This window comes from Paenibacillus sp. BC26 (genome assembly GCF_900116125.1).
GTDB lineage: Bacteria > Bacillota > Bacilli > Paenibacillales > Paenibacillaceae > Paenibacillus_Z > Paenibacillus_Z lignilyticus.
In genome coordinates, this window is record NZ_FPAD01000005.1 from 518,821 (window position 1) to 539,765 (window position 20,945).

Annotated in this window: 17 protein-coding genes; 16 read left to right on the plus strand and 1 reads right to left on the minus strand. The window is 52.7% G+C overall.

Translation table 11 applies throughout. The features are described 5' to 3' along the window. The first annotated feature begins 18 nt into the window (after positions 1–18). The 12 genes from BM412_RS28275 (at position 19) to argH (ending at position 14,204) form a co-directional block, all read left to right on the plus strand. A complete protein-coding gene (locus BM412_RS28275) occupies positions 19–216 on the plus strand; it encodes a cold shock domain-containing protein (RefSeq protein ID WP_090575545.1) in 198 nt (65 codons plus the stop codon). A gap of 222 nt (positions 217–438) precedes the next feature. Continuing rightward, positions 439–984, plus strand: a complete 546-nt coding sequence (hpf, locus tag BM412_RS28280) for a ribosome hibernation-promoting factor, HPF/YfiA family (RefSeq protein ID WP_091225031.1) — start codon at positions 439–441, stop codon at positions 982–984. Between the two features lie 235 nt (positions 985–1,219). After that, the gene (gene secA, locus BM412_RS28285; RefSeq protein WP_091225032.1) at positions 1,220–3,727 is read left to right on the plus strand and encodes a preprotein translocase subunit SecA; all 2,508 of its coding nucleotides are present in this window, start codon (positions 1,220–1,222) and stop codon (positions 3,725–3,727) included. A 57-nt stretch (positions 3,728–3,784) separates the two neighbouring features. Continuing rightward, positions 3,785–4,901, plus strand: a protein-coding gene (gene prfB, locus BM412_RS28290; RefSeq protein ID WP_143111717.1) for a peptide chain release factor 2 whose coding sequence is annotated in 2 segments (ribosomal slippage) — positions 3,785–3,856 and positions 3,858–4,901 — 1,116 coding nt in all. Because the reading frame shifts where the segments join, the coding sequence is not laid out codon by codon here. A 115-nt stretch (positions 4,902–5,016) separates the two neighbouring features. After that, positions 5,017–5,922 carry a YitT family protein gene (locus BM412_RS28295; RefSeq protein ID WP_177246135.1) on the plus strand — a complete coding sequence of 302 codons (906 nt, stop codon included), beginning with the start codon at positions 5,017–5,019 and terminating at the stop codon, positions 5,920–5,922. A gap of 142 nt (positions 5,923–6,064) precedes the next feature. Next, on the plus strand, positions 6,065–7,114 hold the full coding sequence (gene argC / locus BM412_RS28300; protein WP_091225034.1) for an N-acetyl-gamma-glutamyl-phosphate reductase: 1,050 nt from the start codon (positions 6,065–6,067) through the stop codon (positions 7,112–7,114). A gap of 60 nt (positions 7,115–7,174) precedes the next feature. Then, complete coding sequence (gene argJ / locus BM412_RS28305) at positions 7,175–8,416, plus strand: bifunctional ornithine acetyltransferase/N-acetylglutamate synthase (RefSeq protein ID WP_091225035.1); 1,242 nt, start codon at positions 7,175–7,177, stop codon at positions 8,414–8,416. A gap of 38 nt (positions 8,417–8,454) precedes the next feature. Beyond that, the gene (argB, locus tag BM412_RS28310) at positions 8,455–9,243 is read left to right on the plus strand and encodes an acetylglutamate kinase (RefSeq protein WP_091225036.1); all 789 of its coding nucleotides are present in this window, start codon (positions 8,455–8,457) and stop codon (positions 9,241–9,243) included. A 22-nt stretch (positions 9,244–9,265) separates the two neighbouring features. Further along, a complete protein-coding gene (locus tag BM412_RS28315; RefSeq protein WP_177246136.1) occupies positions 9,266–10,477 on the plus strand; it encodes an acetylornithine transaminase in 1,212 nt (403 codons plus the stop codon). A gap of 21 nt (positions 10,478–10,498) precedes the next feature. Next, the gene (gene argF, locus BM412_RS28320; RefSeq protein ID WP_091225038.1) at positions 10,499–11,455 is read left to right on the plus strand and encodes an ornithine carbamoyltransferase; all 957 of its coding nucleotides are present in this window, start codon (positions 10,499–10,501) and stop codon (positions 11,453–11,455) included. Positions 11,456–11,518: 63 nt separating this feature from the next. Next, positions 11,519–12,757, plus strand: a complete 1,239-nt coding sequence (locus BM412_RS28325; protein WP_091225039.1) for an argininosuccinate synthase — start codon at positions 11,519–11,521, stop codon at positions 12,755–12,757. Between the two features lie 31 nt (positions 12,758–12,788). Beyond that, positions 12,789–14,204, plus strand: a complete 1,416-nt coding sequence (argH, locus tag BM412_RS28330) for an argininosuccinate lyase (RefSeq protein WP_091225040.1) — start codon at positions 12,789–12,791, stop codon at positions 14,202–14,204. 486 nt (positions 14,205–14,690) lie between these two features. Here the strand turns inward: argH and BM412_RS28335 are convergent, their stop codons facing one another. Further along, complete coding sequence (locus BM412_RS28335) at positions 14,691–16,169, minus strand: VanW family protein (RefSeq protein WP_091225041.1); 1,479 nt, start codon at positions 16,167–16,169, stop codon at positions 14,691–14,693. 268 nt (positions 16,170–16,437) lie between these two features. Here BM412_RS28335 and ftsE point away from each other — a divergent pair, with 268 nt between their 5' ends. From ftsE to BM412_RS28355, 4 genes are all read left to right on the plus strand, one after another. Next, positions 16,438–17,124 carry a cell division ATP-binding protein FtsE gene (gene ftsE / locus BM412_RS28340; protein ID WP_091225042.1) on the plus strand — a complete coding sequence of 229 codons (687 nt, stop codon included), beginning with the start codon at positions 16,438–16,440 and terminating at the stop codon, positions 17,122–17,124. After that, positions 17,114–18,031 carry a permease-like cell division protein FtsX gene (ftsX, locus tag BM412_RS28345; RefSeq protein WP_091225043.1) on the plus strand — a complete coding sequence of 306 codons (918 nt, stop codon included), beginning with the start codon at positions 17,114–17,116 and terminating at the stop codon, positions 18,029–18,031. The genes ftsE and ftsX overlap by 11 nt, the downstream gene beginning before the upstream one ends. Positions 18,032–18,043: 12 nt before the next feature. Then, positions 18,044–19,228: a murein hydrolase activator EnvC family protein gene (locus BM412_RS28350; protein WP_371264865.1), complete on the plus strand. Its 1,185-nt coding sequence runs from the start codon at positions 18,044–18,046 to the stop codon at positions 19,226–19,228. A gap of 159 nt (positions 19,229–19,387) precedes the next feature. After that, positions 19,388–20,857, plus strand: a complete 1,470-nt coding sequence (locus tag BM412_RS28355) for a S41 family peptidase (RefSeq protein WP_091225044.1) — start codon at positions 19,388–19,390, stop codon at positions 20,855–20,857. The last annotated feature ends 88 nt before the right edge of the window (positions 20,858–20,945 follow it).

Here is a 20,945-nt window from a genome sequence, read left to right on the forward strand (position 1 = left end):
ATGAAGGGAATGTTCTCAATGCAAGGTAAAGTTAAATGGTTTAACGCAGAAAAAGGTTACGGTTTCATCGAGACAGAACAAGGCGGCGACGTATTCGTACATTTCTCCGCAATCCAATCCGAAGGTTTCAAAACACTTGAAGAAGGCCAATCCGTAGAATTCGACATCGTCGAAGGCGCGCGTGGTCCTCAAGCTGCAAACGTTACTAAACTGTAATCATACCGCTGTTAAGCGGCCACATAATACATGGTACGCGCTTAACCGAATGATCGGCAGAAGCCCTGGGCAACCAGGGCTTTTTCTTATGTTTACCCTCCATTCTATTTCTAGAAACTGCTAAATACTATATTATCAGATATTTCACAAAATACTGAAAATACCTTTGAGATCGCCCACATAGGGTGTTATAATAAGACTATGTAAAAGGAGGAATGCCACATGAAATACAACATTCGAGGTCAACACATCCTGGTGACAGACGCCTTGCGCGAATATGTCGAGAAGAAGCTAAGCCGCCTAGAAAAGTATTTTGAAGAGCCGTTTACCTCCGAGACAAACGTTACAATGTCAGTTACGAAAGGCAAGCATGTTATTGAAGTCATGATTCCACTCTCGAACGCGATGCTAAGAGCAGAGGAGAAGAGCGAGGATATGTACGCTTCCATTGACTTGGTAGTGGACAAACTGGATCGTCAGATTCGCAAACATAAAACTAAAATCAACAGCCGATATCGCAAAGAAAGCGGCATTCGCACGATGTTCAAAGACGACGGCGCAGCCGTTCGGGTACTGGAGGAGGAAGAGGACTACGAGCTTGTTCGAACGAAACGCTTCCTATTAAAGCCGATGGATGTGGAAGAAGCGATTTTGCAAATGAACATGGTAGGACACAGCTTCTTCATGTTCGCGAATGCGACAACCAAAGAAGTGAATGTTGTTTATAAACGCAGCGACGGTCGATATGGATTAATTGAAGCGGACTAATATGGTATACATCGGGCCCTGGGAAACCGGGGCTCTTTTTGCTTAAGGATCGTCATGAGGCTCTCTCAACCGGCATATAATGGAGACGCCGCTCGGGGCAACCGGCAAGAAATACAGGATCCCAGCGGGTTTGCGTGCGGAATCCAGCTTCTCCCTCAGAGGGCCAACATTGCGGGAACTGCCGCAAACTGATACAATTTATGCAAACAGGCGTAACAGACGAAAGGGGAAGACCATGCTCGGACTTGTAAAGAAATTATTCGGAGACGCCAACGAACGTGAGATTAAGCGTCTAATGCGTACGGTGGAGGAAATTAACGGCCTTGAGTCGCAAGTTTCCAAGTTGTCAGATGATGGACTTCGTGAGAAGACGGAGGAATTTAAAGCACGTCTCGAAAAGGGTGAGGATATTGATACCCTGCTTCCAGAGGCGTTTGCTGTTGTGCGAGAAGCTTCCAAACGCGTTCTGGACAAGCGCCATTACGACGTACAGCTGATCGGCGGTATGGTGCTTCACGAAGGCCAAATTGCGGAGATGAAGACCGGTGAAGGTAAAACGCTCGTCGCTACCCTTGCGGTTTATTTGAACGCGCTTCTGGGAAAAGGCGTTCATGTCGTTACGGTCAATGACTACTTGGCTACGCGTGACAGCGAGCAAATGGGTCAGCTCTATAAATTCTTAGGCTTAACTGTCGGTGTTAACCTGCATGGCCTCAATCATGACGAGAAGCAAGCAGCTTACGCATGCGATATCACATACGGAACGAACAATGAGTTTGGATTCGACTACTTGCGTGACAACATGGTCCTGTACAAAGAACAAATGGTACAGCGTCCGCTTTATTATGCCATTATTGACGAAGTCGACTCCATCCTTGTCGATGAAGCTCGTACACCGCTTATTATTTCCGGTCAGGCGGCCAAATCGACGGAGCTGTATTTTGCGGCGGATCGGTTTGCGATACGTTTGAAGGTAGAAGAAGATTATACGGTTGATGTGAAAGTGCGTTCGGTCACGTTGACGGATGCAGGCGTGGAGAAAGCGGAGAAAGCATTCGGCATCGAGAACTTGTTCGATCATGCCAATGTAACGCTCAACCATCACATCCAGCAAGCGCTCAAAGCGCATGTCATTATGAAACGCGACGTAGACTACGTTGTACAAGATGAAGAAGTGATCATTGTCGATGAGTTTACGGGCCGTCTAATGGCTGGCCGCCGTTACAGCGACGGATTGCACCAAGCGATCGAAGCGAAAGAGCAAATTAAAGTACAGAACGAGAGCATGACGCTCGCGACGATTACATTCCAGAACTACTTCCGGATGTACCGCAAGCTGTCCGGTATGACAGGTACAGCGAAGACGGAGGAAGAAGAGTTCAAGAAAATTTACGGTCTTGAAGTTATTCAAGTGCCGACCAACCGGAAGAATATCCGTGAAGACATTGCGGATGTGGTTTATAAAACGGAGAACGGCAAGTTCAAAGCGGTCGTTGAAGAAATCGTGAATCGCCACAAGAACAAACAGCCTGTGCTCGTAGGTACCGTTTCCATCGAGAACTCCGAGAAGCTCTCCGAGATGCTGAAGAAACGCGGCATTACGCATAAAGTATTGAACGCGAAGTACCATGCCGAGGAAGCTGAAATTATTTCTCGCGCGGGTCAATCCGAGTCCGTTACGATTGCAACGAACATGGCCGGTCGCGGTACCGATATTTTGCTTGGCGATGCTGTTGACGGTATTGGCGGCTTGCATATTATTGGTACGGAGCGCCATGAGAGCCGTCGTATCGATAACCAGCTGCGCGGTCGTGCCGGTCGTCAAGGCGATCCGGGTTCCTCGCAGTTCTACCTGTCGCTCGAGGATGAGCTTATGCGCCGTTTCGGCTCTGAGAACATCATGGGCATGATGGAGCGTCTTGGCTTCGAAGAAGATCAACCGATCGAGAGCCGTCTGATCACCCGTGCGATCGAATCCGCGCAGAAACGCGTAGAGGGCAACAACTTCGATCAACGTAAAATCGTCTTGCAATACGATGACGTCATGAACCAACAGCGTGAAATTATCTACAAGCAGCGCCGCGAAGTGCTCTTCTCCGAGAACATCCGCGAAATCGTGCTTGAGATGATCAAGCCTGTCATTGCGAAGATCGTAGAAGCTCACTGTCCGTCCGATGACGTACCGGAGAACTGGGAGCTGCAAGAAATCGTGGATTACGCGGAAGGCAACTTCCTGAACGAGGGCAGCATCACGAAAGATGATCTCTGGGGCAAAGAGCCGGAAGAAATCAATGATTTCTTGTACGGCAAAGTAATCGAGCTCTACGATCAGCGTGAAGAAGGAATCGGTCCGGAGACGATGCGTGAATTCGAGAAGGTTGTCGTGCTGCGCGCAGTAGACAGCAAATGGATGGATCACATCGATGCCATGGATCAGCTTCGCCAAGGTATCCACCTTCGTGCATATGGCGGTACAGATCCGCTTCGTGAATATCAATTCGAGGGCTTCGAGATGTTCAAGGAAATGATTGAGCATATTCAAGAAGAAGTGACGAAATATATCATGAAAGCGCACGTGGAGAACAACCTGGAGCGCCAAGAGGTAGCGAAAGGTCAAACGGAGTCCGGCGGAAGCAGCGAAATGCAGCAGAAGCGTCCGGTTCGCAAGGAAGAGCGCGTGCGTCGTAACGATCCATGCCCATGCGGCAGCGGCAAGAAATACAAGCAGTGCCACGGACAATAAGCCTGCCTATTGCATAAGGTAGGGCAACGAAGTTAATTTTGAGGTGAAGCGACCGTCATGATAGATATTACGATGAAGCAAGATCTGCGTGAAATGGCGAAGCGTCTCCAAGAACTCAGGGGGTCTCTTTGACTTAGATATTAAGCAAGAGATGATTCTCAATTTTGAGGAGAAAATGAGCGCTCCTGGCTTCTGGGATGACAATGAGCGCGCGCAGGGTACCATCTCCGAGATGAACGCCGTCAAATCCGTCGTCGATCAATTCGAACGGATGCAAAGTGAGCATGAAGATCTGCAAACGATGCTGGAGCTGGCGGAAGAGGAAGGCGAGGACGAAAGTCTTGAGGCGGAGCTTAAGCGCAGCGTGGCGGAACTCGTAAGCAAAGTAAGCGAGTTTGAGCTTCAATTGCTGCTAAGCGAGCCTTATGACAAGCTGAATGCCATTCTTGAGCTGCATCCCGGCGCAGGCGGCACGGAGTCGCAGGACTGGTGCCAAATGCTGTACCGGATGTACACGCGCTGGGCGGAGAAATCCGGCTTTAAGGTAGAGCTTCTGGATTACCTGGCCGGAGACGAGGCGGGCATCAAGAGCGTTACCATTTCCGTCAAAGGCCATAATGCATACGGGTATTTGAAGGCGGAGAAAGGTGTTCATCGTCTCGTGCGTATTTCGCCTTTCGATGCCTCAGGTCGAAGACATACATCCTTCGTATCCTGTGACATTATGCCGGAGATTGACGATGACATCGAGATTGAGATCCGTTCGGAGGATCTCAAGGTAGATACGTACCGGGCCAGCGGCGCGGGCGGTCAGCACATCAATAAGACGGAATCGGCCATTCGGATCACGCATATTCCTTCGGGGATCGTCGTTTCCTGCCAGACGCAGCGTTCGCAGATTCAGAACCGCGAGCGCGCGATGCAGATGCTTCGCTCCAAGCTTTACGAACGTAAGATTGAAGAGCAGCAGAAGCATCTCGCGGAAATTCGCGGCGAGCAATCCGATATTGCATGGGGCAGCCAAATCCGCTCCTATGTGTTCCATCCGTACAGCATGGTCAAAGACCATCGCACGTCGGTGGAAACGGGCAATGTCGGCGCCGTGATGGATGGCGATCTGAATATCTTTATCGACGGTTATTTGCGGAGCAAGATCCGTCATGAAGAGCAGTAAGCAAGAGACAACTATGCATGCGTGCATAGCCTGGAGTAAGAGTTCCTACACTACTAAGTGTCGGAACTCTTTTTTGTGGATTAATGGAGTCACTTATAGAAGGATGGGGTCAGCAATGAGTTTGCAGCAAGAACAAGGGATCAAGAAGCTACATAGAGAAAATCGAAGACTAAGAAAGCCGATGGGGCCGAAGAGTGAAGCCGCGCTCAGCGTGGCATTGCTGCTTATCGGGTCTTTTCTGATCGCCATCAGCTTTAACATGTTTCTGGTACCGCTCGGCATTGCATCCGGCGGTGTATCGGGTATTTCCATCTTGATTAATCGCGTATGGGATATTCCACCTGCTTACACGCAGTGGGCGCTTAACGTACCGCTGTTCCTGTTGGGACTCTGGCTGCTTGGCAAACGCTTCGCACTGAAGACCGCACTGGGCTCCTTCTTGCTGCCGCTGCTTGTCCTGTTCACCTCGGACTGGCAGCCGCCAACCGATAATGCGATGCTTGCCTCGATTTATGGCGGGATCGGCGTTGGGGCGGGGCTTGGTCTTGTTTTCCGCGGACGAGCTTCGACAGGCGGTCTAGATCTGGCGGCGCAGCTGCTGCATAAATTCACAGGGGTAAGGCTGGGACTGGCGGTAGCGTGCTTCGACGGTCTCGTTATTGCCGCCGCGGGCATAATTATTGCGCCGGAGAATGCGCTTTATGCTCTGGTGGGCTTATTTGTGACAAGCAAAACGATCGATTTTGTACAGACGGGCCTTGCCACTTCGAAGGTTGCCTTCGTTATTTCGGACAAGCCGGAAGAGATTTCGCAGGTGGTGCTTCATGATCTGGATCGCGGATTGACCAAGCTGGATGCGCATGGAGGTTACACAGGCGAAGCGCGTACCGTGCTGATGGTCGTTGTCGGTCAAGGCGAAGTGTCGAAGCTGAAGGGGCTCGTAAGGACGGCAGACCCTTACGCGTTTGTTATTATTAGCGATACGGCCGAGGTGCTGGGGGAAGGCTTCCAATTGCCTTAAATTTGCCGCAAAAATGCGCTTTTTTTACGTTGAATTATTATGAATACGTATGTATAATAATACAAAGTGTTAGCTATTTCCTCTATCCCCCTGTTCGTGTACAATGGATAGCTAGGAAGGATATGGATGGGAGAGAACGGACATGAGTAAAGCAGTGAAAGCAGCGATTATCGGATCAACAGGGTACGGCGGCGTTGAGCTTATCAGGCTTCTGGCCCACCATCCGCAAGTAGAAGTGACTTCTGTCATTTCATCGTCGAGCGCAGGTGCGCCGATTGCGGAAGGATTCCCGCATTTGACCGAAATTTGCACAGATATTCTTGATGACGTTGATCCGGCTTTGATACGAAGCAAAGCTGAGGTTGTATTTATAGCAACTCCACCGGGCATTGCAGCCCGACTAATCCCTTCGCTTCTGGCGGAAGGGCTGAAGGTTATTGATATTTCCGGCGACCACCGGCTTAAATCTCGCAGTGAGTACGAGACTTGGTATAAGAAGGAGCCTGCGGAGCAGCAGTACTTGGACCAGGCGGTTTACGGTTTATGCGAAGTGTATGGCGATGCTGTACGCGGCGTCGATCTGATCTCCAATCCGGGCTGTTTCCCGACCTCTGCGCTGCTGGGATTGATTCCCGCGGTACAAGAAGGTTATATCGATCATTCCACCATTATTATAGATGCGAAATCCGGCGTTTCCGGCGCAGGCCGCGGTACAAGTGTAGGTAACCACTATCCGGAGATCAATGAGAACTTCAGAGCTTACAAGATCAATAAGCATCAGCATATTCCGGAGATTGAGCAAGTGCTGTCGGATATTGCGGGCGAGAAAGTATTGACGACATTCACGACCCACTTGGTACCGATGACGCGCGGTATTATGAGCACGATCTATGCGACCGTTAAGGACGGTCACACCGTTGAGGACTTCATCTCGTTATACAGCAATTATTATGAAGGTCGTAAGTTTGTGCGTATTCGCAAGAACGGCACATGGCCGGCAACCAAAGAAGTATCCGGCTCCAACTACTGCGATATCGGCTTCTCCGTTGATGAGCGAACAGGGCGCATAACGATTGTGTCGGTTATTGATAATCTCGTGAAAGGCGCTGCCGGGCAGGCCATTCAAAACTTGAATTTGATGATGGGCTGGGACGAGACGCTGGGCCTTAACTTCGTTCCGATGTACCCGTAAGAAGGGAGGCGACCGCTGGTCGACTCCGCAATCATTCAATAAAGGAGACGCGATTGAACAATGGGACAGGGGAACACATCACCAACCTATATCGTCGTGCCGGAAGGCTCCGTTACGACACCTAAAGGCTTTAAAGCCGGCGGTTTGCATTGCGGCTTGAAGAAGACGACGCGCCATGACCTTGGCGCTATCGTATGCGAAGTGCCTGCTGCGGCGGCGGGCGTGTACACGACGAACGTGTTTCAGGCAGCGCCGATTCAGGTGACGCGCGAGAGTATCGGTGCCGGCGGCAAGCTGCGCGCGGTCATCGTGAACAGCGGCAACGCAAATGCGTGCACAGGCAAGCAGGGCGATGCGGATGCCTATGAAATGCGCAGCGCATTCGCTGAAGCGATCGGCGTACCTGCCGAGCAGGTTGCGGTAGCTTCTACCGGCGTCATCGGCGAGTTGCTGAAGATGGACCGCGTACGCGGCGGAATTGCGGAGCTGCCCGCACGACTGGCAGCTTCCTATGAAGCGGCAGATGATTTCTGCCAAGCGATCCTGACGACGGATCTCGTAAAGAAGGAAGTCTGCGTTTCCGTTACCGTTGACGGCAAGGTTGTACATATCGCCGGCGCATCGAAGGGAAGCGGGATGATTCATCCGAACATGGCGACGATGCTTGGTTTCGTGACAACAGATGCGGAGATCGGAAGCGAAGCGTTACAAACGCTGCTGCGCCAAGTAACAGACGTAACGTTTAACATGATTACGGTTGACGGCGATACCAGCACGAACGACATGCTGGTTGCGATGGCAAGCGGTTTTGCGGGCAACGAAGAGCTACACGCGGGTCACCATGATTATGCGGCGTTCGCGGATGGACTGCGTTATGTATGCGAGGTGCTTGCCAAAGCGATCGCGCGTGACGGTGAAGGCGCAACGAAGCTCGTTGAGGTGCAAGTGCGCGGAGCGGAATCGAACGATGCGGCGCAAGCGATCGCGAAGACCGTTATCGGCTCTTCGCTCGTGAAGTCCGCCGTATTCGGCGCAGACGCCAACTGGGGCCGTATTATTGCGGCTGTCGGACGCGCAGGCGTGCCTGTGAATCCGGAGACCGTCGACATCGCACTGGGCGATATCGTGACGCTTACTCAGTCGCGGCCGATTGCTTTTGACGAAGAAGCGGCACTTGTTTATCTGAAGGGCGATACGGTCGTCATTCATGTGGATCTGCATATGGGTGAAGGCGTGGCAACGGCTTGGGGTTGTGACCTGACTTATGATTATGTCCGTATCAACGCGGCATATCGCACATAGCAAGAGGATTTCGGGAACGAAGGGAACGGACGAAACCTATGGAACAGCGGTTTGTGATGAAATGCGGGGGCAGCACGCTTGCGGCGCTTCCGGCTTCTTTTTTCGAAGATTTGAGGAGTTTGCAGGAGCGCGGCGTTAAAGCGGTCATCGTGCATGGCGGCGGCCCGGCTATCTCGGAAACGCTCGGCAAGCTGGGAATCGCGAGCGAGTTCGTGAACGGCTTGCGCAAAACAAGCGACGAAGTGCTCGACGTGGTGGAAATGGTGCTGGCAGGACGGATCAACAAAGAGATCGTGCGCCGCATCGGTCAAAGCGGCGCGAAAGCGCTTGGCCTCTCCGGCGTGGACGGCGAGCTCATCACGGCTCAGCCAGTGGCGAACGCTGACGAGATCGGCTTTGTCGGCGATGTAACGGATGTGAATGCAGCGATCATCGAAGGCGTCATGGGGATGGGCTACATTCCCGTAATCGCGCCGATCGGGATCGACGCGGCAGGACAACGCTACAACATCAATGCAGATACAGCTGCAGGTGCGGTTGCATCACATCTAGGTGTAGAGCAGATGATCGTGGTAACGGATGTACCCGGTATTTTGAAAACGGTAGACGGAGAGAAGCAAGTGCTCCCTACTGCAACAGTGGAAGAAATCGAAGAGATGATTGCGAGCGGCGAAATTTACGGAGGCATGATTCCGAAGGTTCGCGCAGCGATCGCCTGCATTCAAGGACGCGTGAAGGAAGTCGTCATCGTGAATGGCGACGTACCCGGCGTACTCAGCAAGGCCGTTCTCGAAGGCGGCATCGGAACAAGAATTATACAATCTTAATTATTAGTGGGGTGAACGAATGATGAGCGATATCAACAAAGGTACTGAAGCAGCCGGCAGCTCGCTTTTTCCGACGTATGCAAGATATCCGATTTCACTTGTGAAGGGTGAAGGCAGCTGGCTCTGGGATGACAAAGGGAACAAATACTTGGATTTCATGTGCGGCCTGGCCGTAACGAATCTGGGTCATGCACCGAAGCAAGTGAAAGAAGCGCTTGTGAAGCAGCTCGATGAGCTGTGGCATGTATCCAATCTGTTTCACATTCCGAATCAAGAAGCGGCAGCGAAGCTGCTGACGGATAACAGCCATGCGGAAGCGGTGTTCTTCTGCAACTCCGGCGCGGAAGCCAATGAAGCGGCAATTAAGCTTGCCCGCCGTTACCATCAGAAAGTGAAGGGCAACGGTCGCTACGAAATCATTACGTTCGCCCAATCCTTCCACGGCAGAACGCTTGCGACGTTGACGGCAACGGGCCAAGAGAAAGTGAAAGAAGGCTTCGGCCCTCTTCCGGAAGGGTTCCGCTACATCCCGCTGCATGATATCGAAGCGCTTGAAGCGGCAATTACGGATAAGACGGCTGCCATTATGATCGAAATGATCCAAGCCGAGGGCGGCGTCATTCCGGTAGAGCCTGCGTTCGTGCAGCATTTGGCTAAGCTTTGCAAGGAGCGCGGTTTGCTCCTGATCATAGATGAGATTCAAACAGGCATGGGTCGTACCGGTAAGCTGTTTGCATTTGAACACTACGGGATCGAGCCGGATATCTTTACATTGGCAAAAGGTCTGGGGAGCGGTTTCCCTGTCGGCGCTACGCTGGCCAAAGGCGAGCTGATCGAAGCATTCACGGCAGGCAGCCATGGCTCGACGTTCGGCGGCACTCCGATTGCTACGGCTGTCGTGAAAGCGACGGTGGAGACGATCATCAGCGAGAAAGCACCGGAGCGTGCGGCTGAGAGCGGCGAGTACCTCGTAGGACAACTTCGCGAGAAACTTGCGGGCAATCCTTTCGTGAAGGACATCCGCGGCAAGGGACTCATGATCGGCATCGTATGCAGCGGTCCGGTCGCGAACATCATCGCAGAAGGCCAGAAGCGTGGTTTGCTCGTTGTTACGGCAGGTCCGGACGTTGTCCGTTTGCTGCCTAGCCTACTCGTTTCGCGTGAAGAAATAGATCAAGCGGTGAGCATTCTGACCTCGATTTTCGCGGATCAAACGGCTCCAGCGCAGCTGTAGAAAGAAGGGAGAACCACCCACATGTCTCAATTGTTGACGGAAGAAATAGCAATCGGCCTCAAAGGCCGTGATTTTATCGGCTTGGCTGACTATACGCCCGCGGAAGTGCGTTACCTGATCGATCTGGCGATCGAACTGAAGGGAAAGCAGAAAGCCGGCGAAATTTATCACCCGCTGAAGGGCAAAACCCTCGGCATGATTTTTGAGAAGTCTTCCACGCGTACGCGTGTTTCCTTTGAAGTCGGGATGTACCAGCTCGGCGGTCATGCCTTGTTCCTTAGCCGTAACGATCTGCAGATCGGCCGCGGGGAGACGATCTCCGATACGGCGCAGACGCTGTCGCGTTACCTGGACGGCATGATGATCCGTACCTTTGCGCACCGTACGGTCATTGAGCTGGCTCGTGCAGCTACCGTGCCGGTCATTAACGGCCTTACAGACCTGTCCCACCCGTGCCAAGCGCTGTGCGACTATCAAACGGTGCTTGAGCATAAGGGCCGCCTCGAAGGACTTAAAGTGGCGTACATCGGGGATGGCAACAACATGGTGCACTCCTTGATGATGGGCGCGGCGAAGCTCGGCATGCATATTTCGGTGGCGACGCCGGAAGGCTACGAGCCGGATGCTGACGTTGTAGCGATGACGAAAGCGAGCGCAACTGAAACCGGTTCGCGCATTCATATATGCCGTGATCCGAAAGAAGCGATTGCGGACGCAGACGTCATCTACACGGACGTGTGGGCGAGCATGGGCTTTGAGGCGGAGCAGAAGGAGCGCGAGCTTGCTTTTGCCGCGTATCAAGTGAACGAGGATCTGGTTCGCTATGCGAAGAAAGATTACTTGTTCATGCACTGCCTGCCTGCGCATCGCGGCGAGGAAGTAAGCGAAGGCGTCATCGATGGCAAACAATCGATAATTTTCGATCAAGCGGAGAACCGTCTGCACGCGCAGAAGGCAATCATGGCCGCAATCATGTAGTACGGAACGTACTGTGATGGACTTATACAAGATTAATTTACTATAGGGAGTGTTGACTCAATCATGGCGAAGGAAAAAATCGTGCTGGCTTACTCGGGCGGTCTGGATACGTCCGTTATTCTAAAATGGCTCAAAGAAACCTATGACGCGGAAATTATCGCGTTCACGGCCGATATCGGACAAAAGGATGAGCTGGATGGTCTGGAAGCAAAAGCGTTGGCTACAGGCGCTTCCAAAGTGTACATCGATGATCTGCGCGACGAGTTCGCGGAGGATTTCATCTATCCGATGTTCCAATCCGGCGCGCTCTATGAAGGGCAGTACCTGCTGGGTACTTCCATCGCTCGTCCGCTGATCGCCAAACGTATGGTCGACATCGCTCGCGCTGAAGGCGCGACAGCGATTGCTCACGGCGCAACAGGCAAAGGCAACGACCAAGTGCGCTTCGAGCTGACAGCTGCCGCGCTTGCTCCGGACATCGCCGTAATCGCGCCATGGCGCATTGAAGCGTTCCGCGAGCAATTCCCGGGCCGTGCTGAAATGATCGCCTATGCTGAAAAGCACAACATTCCGGTTCAAGCGTCTGCGGCTAAGCCGTACTCGATGGACCGCAACCTGCTGCACATCAGCTTTGAGAGCGGCATGCTGGAGGATCCTTGGTTCGATCCGAGCAGCGACGAGAACAAAGGCATGTTCGTCTTGTCCGTGTCCCCTGAGGACGCGCCGGATCAAGCTGAATACGTTGAGCTTACATTCGAAGCCGGCAATTGTATCGCAGTTAATGGCGAGAACCTGAGCCCGCTGCAAGCGATGGAGAAGCTGAATGAGCTTGGCGGCAAGCACGGTATCGGCCGCGTGGATATGGTGGAGAACCGTTTCGTCGGCATGAAGAGCCGCGGCGTATATGAGACACCGGGCGGTACGATCCTATTCACTGCGCATCGCAAAATGGAGTCGCTCACGATGGACCGCGACGTCATGCATTTGCGTGATTCCCTTATTTCCAAATATGCATCACTCGTATATAACGGCTTCTGGTTCGCACCGGAGCGTCTGGCGCTGCAAGCGCTCGTACTCGAAAGCCAGAAGAACGTCACGGGCGTTGTTCGCCTGAAGCTGTACAAAGGCAACGTAATCGGCGCCGGCGTGAAGAGCCCGGTCAGCCTGTACAATCCGGATATCGCAACGATGGAAGCAGATCCGTCCAAAGCGTATGACCAAGGCGATGCAACCGGCTTTATCCGCCTGAACGCGCTGCGTCTGAAAGTATCCTCCGGCGTGGAGCAGAACAAGAAGCAGTAAGGCAAGCGAAACGATAAAGGAGTGCACCTGTGTGAGTAAATTATGGGGCGGCCGGTTTACGAAGAAAACCGACCAACTGGTAGAGGAATATACGGCATCCATTTTATTTGATAAAGAGCTTGCGGAAGAAGATATTCAAGGCAGCCTGGCCCATGTCACCATGCTGGGCAAGCAGGGCATTCTGCCTGCGGACGATGTGGAAAAAATCATAGACGGCCTGCACCGCGTCCTGCAGCGCATCAAGCGTGGCGACATTGAATTCTCCATCGCCGATGAAGATATTCACATGAACATCGAGAAGACGCTGATCGACGATGTGGGTCCTGTTGGCGGTAAGCTGCATACGGGCCGCAGCCGTAACGATCAAGTTGCGACGGATATGCATTTGTACCTGCGCAAGCGGGTTGTGGAGTTCGTTGATCTGCTGCAGAAGCTGCAAGCTGCTCTTGTGCAGCAGGCTACGGCGAACATCGATACGATTTTGCCGGGATATACGCATCTGCAGCGCGCACAGCCCATCTTGTTCGCGCACCATATGATGGCTTATGTATCCATGTTCGGCCGCGATATCGAGCGTTTGCAGGACAGCTACAAGCGGATTAACACGCTGCCGCTCGGAGCGGGTGCATTGGCAGGGACGACGTTCCCGATCGATCGCCATTTCGTAGCGAGTCAGCTGAAGTTTGACCGCGTCTACGAGAACAGCCTGGATGCGGTAAGCGACCGCGACTTCATTCTGGAATTCCTGTCGCATGCGTCCATCATCATGATGCATCTGTCGCGCCTAAGCGAAGAGTTCATCCTGTGGTCGAGCACCGAGTTCCACTTCGTTGAGCTTGACGATGCATTCTGCACAGGCAGCAGCATTATGCCTCAGAAGAAAAATCCGGATGTGCCGGAGCTTGTCCGCGGGAAAACAGGTCGCGTTTATGGCAACCTCGTTGGTCTGCTGACTGTGCTCAAATCACTTCCGCTTGCTTATAACAAGGACATGCAGGAAGACAAAGAAGGCATGTTCGATACGGTCCGCACGCTGCAAGGCGCACTGCAATTGTTTGCCCCAATGGTGGCAACGATGAAGGTGAACAAGGACCGGATGCGTCAAGCCGTTAATCAAGATTTCTCGAACGCGACCGATATCGCCGACTTCCTGGTTGGCAAAGGCCTGCCGTTCCGTCAAGCGCATGAAGTCATCGGCAAGACTGTCTTGTACTGCATCCAGCAGGGCAAGTACTTGCTGGATCTCACGCTGGATGAGTTCAAGCAGTTCTCTTCGCTGTTCGACGATCGCATCTACGAGGTGCTGCAGCCGGAGAATGTGGTTAATGCCCGGAACGTCTATGGCGGTACTGCCAAGACGCAAGTAGTCGAAGCTATCTCCCGCGCGGAGCAAGAACTAGCCGCAACTGCGGAATGGATTACCGAATACGCGGAGCGCAGCCGCTAAATAGCAATAGGGCCGTAATTTCAAGCAGCGTATGCTTGGGATTACGGCCTTTTTTTTCGCTATGCAGATAGAAGGGGGTGCGGGCGGGTAGCAGATGGCTTGCGGCTCAGGAGAGGTAGCAGATACCGCTTATTAGCGAGAGAGCGGCGAATCTAAGGCGAGAGAGATATCAACTACCGCACAGCGAGTGCCTCAACCATCCGATTGTTTTTGAGCAAAGGGCAGCCATATAACATCTCCAAGAAATGCTGCTATTTATGCAACAATTCGGCCGAAAAGAAGCTCTCACAGAGGAAATGCTGCCAAATATGCAACAATTGCTGCTCATTTCTTCACTTAGCCCCCAATTCGCTTGGAAATGTTGCATCCCATGCAGCATTTAGTCAGAATCACCCTACGGGAAAGTGAAATGCTGCAATTCAAGCAACATTTAACCGGATTCTTCTCTATCTAACGCGCGTTTCTGCGGCAGCCGCTGAAACGCGACTACTGAGCCACGCCGTCCTCAAGCAAAGGCGCTTCATCCTTGCCGTTATCCGGGTGAGACTGCTCCGGCGCGACGGCATAAACGACCGGCTGTGCCCGATACGTATCTCGGGAGATGCGTTTGCGCGAAACTTGCACACCGTTCTCCAGCTTCGTGCGGAACGTCTCGACAATGTAGCCGGGTTTGCCGGATGCAAGCTTGCGGCGCTCGCCGGGCAGTATGGAAGCAGACGGCACTTCTTTCACCGGCGGAACGACAGTGGCCACGGTTTTGGATTCAATTTTGTACTGCACATTTTTAGGTAAGGTCCCGAAGATCTTTACCGTCACCTGGCGATTCTTCACTTCCGTCACGATGACGAGATGCTTGCCGGTCGTGTTCTTGAACTTGAAATTGATCGCATCATCGGCATAGGTCGCATCTCGGCCCATCGGCAAATAAGCAACGGGGAGGGAGTGATTGCGCCGCTCCACCATATCAAGGCCCGCGAACAGGACGGCATTGTACAGCGTGCTGGACACTTGGCAGATCCCGCCGCCGACGCCCGGAACGAACTCGCCGTTAAGAATGACGGGCGCTTGGCGATAGCCGTATTTTTTGCTGGTCAGGGCAATGATTCTGCTGTAATCGAATATTTCTCCGGGAGCGAGCTCCATGCCGCTCAGCGTCTTGGCCGTCATCGTCACATTGAAAGCACGGCCCGCGCCGCTCGTCCTAAACTCCGTGGTAAAGGAAGAAATAAGCCGTTCGACCCCTTCAGCCTTCAACCGCTGCAAGGTTATGGACGGATGGATGACGCGAAGTTCAACCGGCCAGGTCATGGGAGAGAGCTTCTTGCCCCAATTGTTCCCGACCGCCTTCGCAATCGCAGCTGCAGCATGGGCATACATTTTATCCGTATCGAGTCGATAGGCATCCTTGTGCGGGGTATAGACGACCTTGTCGCCACTCGTGATTTTGCGCGTTGCATTCACCGGCTCGCCGGCGTCCATCCAGCCCCAGGCGCTGCGTATTTTCCCCGCGAACACCTCTTTATCGAAGCTCACGCCAATGGCCAGCTCCTGCTGAAATCCCCACCGATACTTGGTTCTCGTCCACAAATTGCCGCTGCTCAAGCGGTCAATGGCCGCCTCGGCTTCCTTCGTATCCACTTCAATGCCGAGCTGTTCGAGTGTCCACGTCTTCTTCTTCCCTTCGCCTGTACCGCCTTTTATTGTAATCGCCAGCTGTTTGAGCGTTTGCTTTCCCTTAGCGAGCAGCTGTTTGGCATCCTCGATCCGAAGTGTACCGATAGGAATGACGGCGTCGCTCTGCAGCAGCTGTTCGTTCGCCTCTGTTGGTTTCTTGAAGACAACATGTACTTGCTTCGGAATCGTTTGCTGGGACGCATACATCCATAACCCGCCCCATCCGGCAGACGCGAGCAGCAGGCATGCCCCCGCCAGAATCCAGATTAGCTGCAGCCGTTTCGTGTTCATAGCTTCCTATCACCTCGGGGCCAGTATTCGTACATGTATATGCGCCGAGGGCTTCATTTCTGCCACTGTTTGTACAATTCTCTTCGGTGAAGCAAGCCGATACCACCTCGAGCAGGACGTTTGTCGAAAAATATACGGTATGAAGCACTAGATTTCCGCTATTCGGTTCATGAGAAATATGAAAAATGCAGAAAACAGGACTTTGGTAGAGGATTTACCGTAATCATGTCGAATAGTTAAAAGCTGACTACCTACAGGATGTGATATTGTGATCGAATTGCAAGATATTTGGAAGACGTACGCAGACGGCACTCACGCTCTCCGCGGCGTTTCTGTTCGTATAGACCGTAATGAATTCGTTTACTTGGTTGGACCTTCCGGAGCTGGAAAATCTACCTTCATGAAATTGATCTATCGCGAGGAAGTTCCATCCAAAGGACAAATATCCGTAAATGGCTTTAACATCGGTAAATTAAAGCCCCGTAAGATTCCTTATGTGCGGCGGAACATCGGCGTTATTTTCCAAGATTATCGCTTGCTGCCGAAACTGACCGTGTACGAGAACATCGCCTTTGCGATGGAAGTCATCGAAGCGCCGCGCCGAGTCATCAAGAAACGGACGATGGAAGTGCTGGAGCTCGTCGGACTTCGCGGTAAACATGCAAGCTTGCCTCAACAGCTGTCCGGCGGCGAGCAGCAGCGGGTCGCCATCGCGCGCGCGATCGTCAACAATCCGGCCGTCATCGTGGCGGACGAGCCTACCGGTAACCTTGACCCCGAAACCTCATGGGGCATTATGAATTTGCTCGAAGAGATTAACTTCCGCGGCACTACGATCATCATGGCAACGCACAACAAAGAGATCGTGAATACGCTCCGCAAACGCGTCATCGCCATCGAGAACGGAACGATTGTGCGTGATGAAGTGAGAGGAGAGTATGGCTATGAAAGTTAGCACCATTATCCGCCACCTTCGCGAAGGGGTGAAGAACGTGGTGCGCAACGGCTGGATGACTTTTGCCTCCGTCAGCTCCATCGTCATTTCCCTCTTTATACTGGGCGCTTTTCTATTGCTGGCATTGAACGTCAACAATTTGGCGGACCAGATCGAGAGCCAGGTACAGATTCGGGTTTACTTGCAGCTGAATACCGATGATGCCAAGATTAACGAGCTTAAGAATACCATCGGCAACATTCCGGAGGTTAGCAAGATCGAATTCATATCCAAGGAGAAGGGGCTTGAGTCCCTTCGCGAGAGCATCGGTGCAGACGGCGCCGAACTGCTTGAAGGCTATGACAAGACGAACAACCCGCTGCCGGACTCCTTTACGGTAGAGGTGTTCGAGCCGCAGAAGATCGCTTTTGCCGCGAAACAGATCGAAGCGATTGGCAAAGCAGACGAAACATTGCCGATTACAAGCGTGAAATACGGGAAAGGCACCGTGGAAACGCTGTTCAAAATAATGAACGCCGTCCGCAACATCGGACTCGTTATTGTAGCGGGACTTGGCTTAACCGCGATGTTCCTCATCTCCAACACGATCAAGATGACCATTCTGGCGCGTCGCCGCGAGATTGGCATTATGAAGCTGGTGGGAGCCACGAATAATTTTATCCGCTGGCCGTTCTTTATCGAAGGTGCCTTGATTGGTATTGTGGGTTCGGTTGTCACGGTTACGCTGCTGCTGCTCGGGTACTCCCGATTGGTTGAAGTGTCCCAGGTTGAGCTGGGCCTCATGATGATTAAACTTGTGACTTTGAAGGAAGCGGGCTTTAATGTATCGGTCCTGATTATGGGTCTTGGCATTTTGATCGGTATTTGGGGAAGCACCTTGTCGGTGCGAAAGTACTTGAAAGTGTAGGTGAATGGAAACGTGAACGTGAACGTGAAGAAAGGACTCGCCGTTCTAGCCATTATCGTATTTGCCGGATTTGTATTTCAACCCTATCAAGGCGAAGCTTCCTCGCAGCTGGACAAGATCAACAGTGAGCTCGCTAAAGTGCGCAAAGAAATGAGCGCCGCTTCTCATAACCGCAATCAAGCGGACAAAGACAAGGAATATGTGCTTTCCATGAAAGAGAAGACAGCGAAGTCTGTCAACGAAATCATGCAGCAAATCAGTGAAGTCAGCACGCAGCTGAGCAACGTGCAGGCTCAAGTGGAAACGACGGAAGAGAAGCTGCAGCAAGCCGGGGAAGACCTCGATGCGGCGGAGAAACGTCTGAAGACGCGGGACAAGCTGCTGCAGTCGCGCATTCGGTTGATGTATACGAATGGATTCGTATCCTATATCGATGTCATGCTGAGCGCAACGAGCTTTGGCGATTTTATCGACCGGATGGACTCGCTGAAGTCGATTTTAAGCCAAGACCGTGATATTCTCGCTGACCACAAGAAAGACAAAGCGCTCATCGCGCAGAAGAAGGTCGAAGTGGAGAAGTCATTGGGCGATGTCAAGAAGATGTACGCGAAGCTTGAAGGTTTCGCAGACCTGCTCAAGGATAAAGAGAAAGAAAAAGAAGTGATGGTCCTGAAATATAAGAGCCAGGCGGAAGAGCTGGAAGAGATCAGCGAAGAGCAAGCGGAGCTGCTGATTAAACTGGCGAAGAAAGTATCCGACCTGGAGTCGAAGAAGAAGAAAATCAAAGTGTACTACACCGGCGGCAAGCTTGGGATGCCGCTTCAAGCCGAATGGCGTCTGTCCTCGCCGTTTGGGTATCGGACCCACCCCGTAACCGGAAGAAAGAAACTTCATGCCGGTATGGACATGGCAGCTCCGGCCGGAACGTCGATCTATGCGGCGGAGTCGGGTCTGGTCATTGTCGCGCAGTGGTGGAGCGAGTATGGCAACTGCGTCATCATTGATCATGGCGGCGGACTATGGACGGTATATGGACATATTCGCAATGGCGGCATCAAGGTGGAGAAGGGGCAAACCGTGAAACGCGGCCAGAAAATTGCCGAAGTCGGAAGTACGGGCATGTCCACGGGGAACCATTTGCATTTTGAAGTACGCAAGAATCAAGAGGCGGTTAATCCCGCGCCTTATCTCAAGTAAATAACGGGCAGAGCCTAGCGGGCTCGTATGCTGACATGACGATGCCGTACCCAGATGCAAATAATTGGGTGCGGCTTGTCATATACTAGGGGAGATGTCAGAAGTAAGGGGAAAAACAATCTCACCATAGGCATGGTATGCTCACGAAGGGGTGTTGACGTGCAGTTCAAAGGACGAACAGTGGCAGCGTTCATCTTGCTCACAATGGCGGCATCTACGCTTGTAACCTTGACGGTTGCAGACCGCTACATTGCCATTCAGAGCGATGGAACGACAGCTAGAGCGGCGTCATCGGAATCGTCCGGACATGATGAGCTGAGCGAGAAGGAGCTTCAGAAATTAAACACGGTACTCGGTTTGATTGAGAACAAATATTTTCGCGAAGTCGATCGGACGAAGGTGCTTGACGGGGCGGTTAACGGGATGATGGAGGCGCTGGGCGATCCTTATTCGGTGTATATGAAGAAGGAAGTCGCGAAGCATTTCTCTGAGTCCATCGAAGGGTCGTTTACGGGCATCGGCGCAGGCGTTCAGATGAAGGATGGCAAAATCACCGTCGAGTCCGCGATCAAGGATTCACCGGCAGAGCGGGCAGGCGTTCTCCCGAACGATATCTTACTATCGGTCAACGGCGAGAAACTGGACGGCCTCTCCTTGAATGATGCGGTAGCCAAAATCCGCGGACCCAAAGGCTCGAAGGTAAAATTGGTCATTCAGCGGGCCGGAATGACGCAGCCGCTGCAGCTTACCATCGTGCGGGACGATATCGATTATGAAACGGTGTATGCGCGCATGCGTGACGGCGGCATTGGCGTAATCGAGATTCGTCAGTTCTCTCTTAATACCGGCGAACGGTTCGAAGAGGAACTAGCGAAGCTGGAGAAACAAGGGATGAAGGCGCTCATCATTGATGTGCGGGGCAATCCCGGCGGCGTGCTGCCTGTTGTTGTATCGGTTGCGCAGCCATTCGTGCCGAAGGGCGAGCCGATCGTGCAGGTAGAGGATAAGGACGGGCATCGGGAGAAAACGGTGTCTGCCGGAAGCGGCAAGAAGTACCCGATCGCCGTACTGATGAATAAAGGCAGCGCGAGCGCATCCGAGGTGCTGGCAGGGGCTTTGAAGGAAGAGGCGCATGCTACTTTGGTAGGCGAGACCTCTTTTGGCAAAGGGACTGTGCAAGTCAGTTACGACAAAGCGATGTCCGATGGAAGCTTAGTCAAAATGACCATTGCGAAGTGGCTGACGCCGCTGGGCAACTGGGTTCACGAGAAAGGGCTGAAGCCGGACGTCGAGGTGCTGCCGCCGGATTATTACACGGTAGCCCGCATGTCCAAAGAAGCGACCTTGCAGCCGGACACGATTAACGAGAATACGCGCAGTCTCCAAATTATGCTCGCGGGACTGGGCTATACGATTGATCGCAAAGACGGGTATTACAGCCAGCAAACCGTCTTGAGTGTCAAAGCCTTTCAGAAGAAAGCGGAGCTGCCGGTTACCGGCAGTGCCGATAAAGCGACTGCGGAGAAGGTGGAGGAGGCGCTCGTTGCGAAGATTCGCGATGAGAAGAACGATACCCAGCTGTTGAAGGCAGTCAACGTGCTGCAGCAGAAGCTTGCCAGCGGACAATAACGCCAAGCAGGCAGGAAATTGCTTGGACCATGTCGAATAGAGAGAAGGTTGTCTCCGTGCAGTACTGCGGAGGGACCTTCTTTTTTTA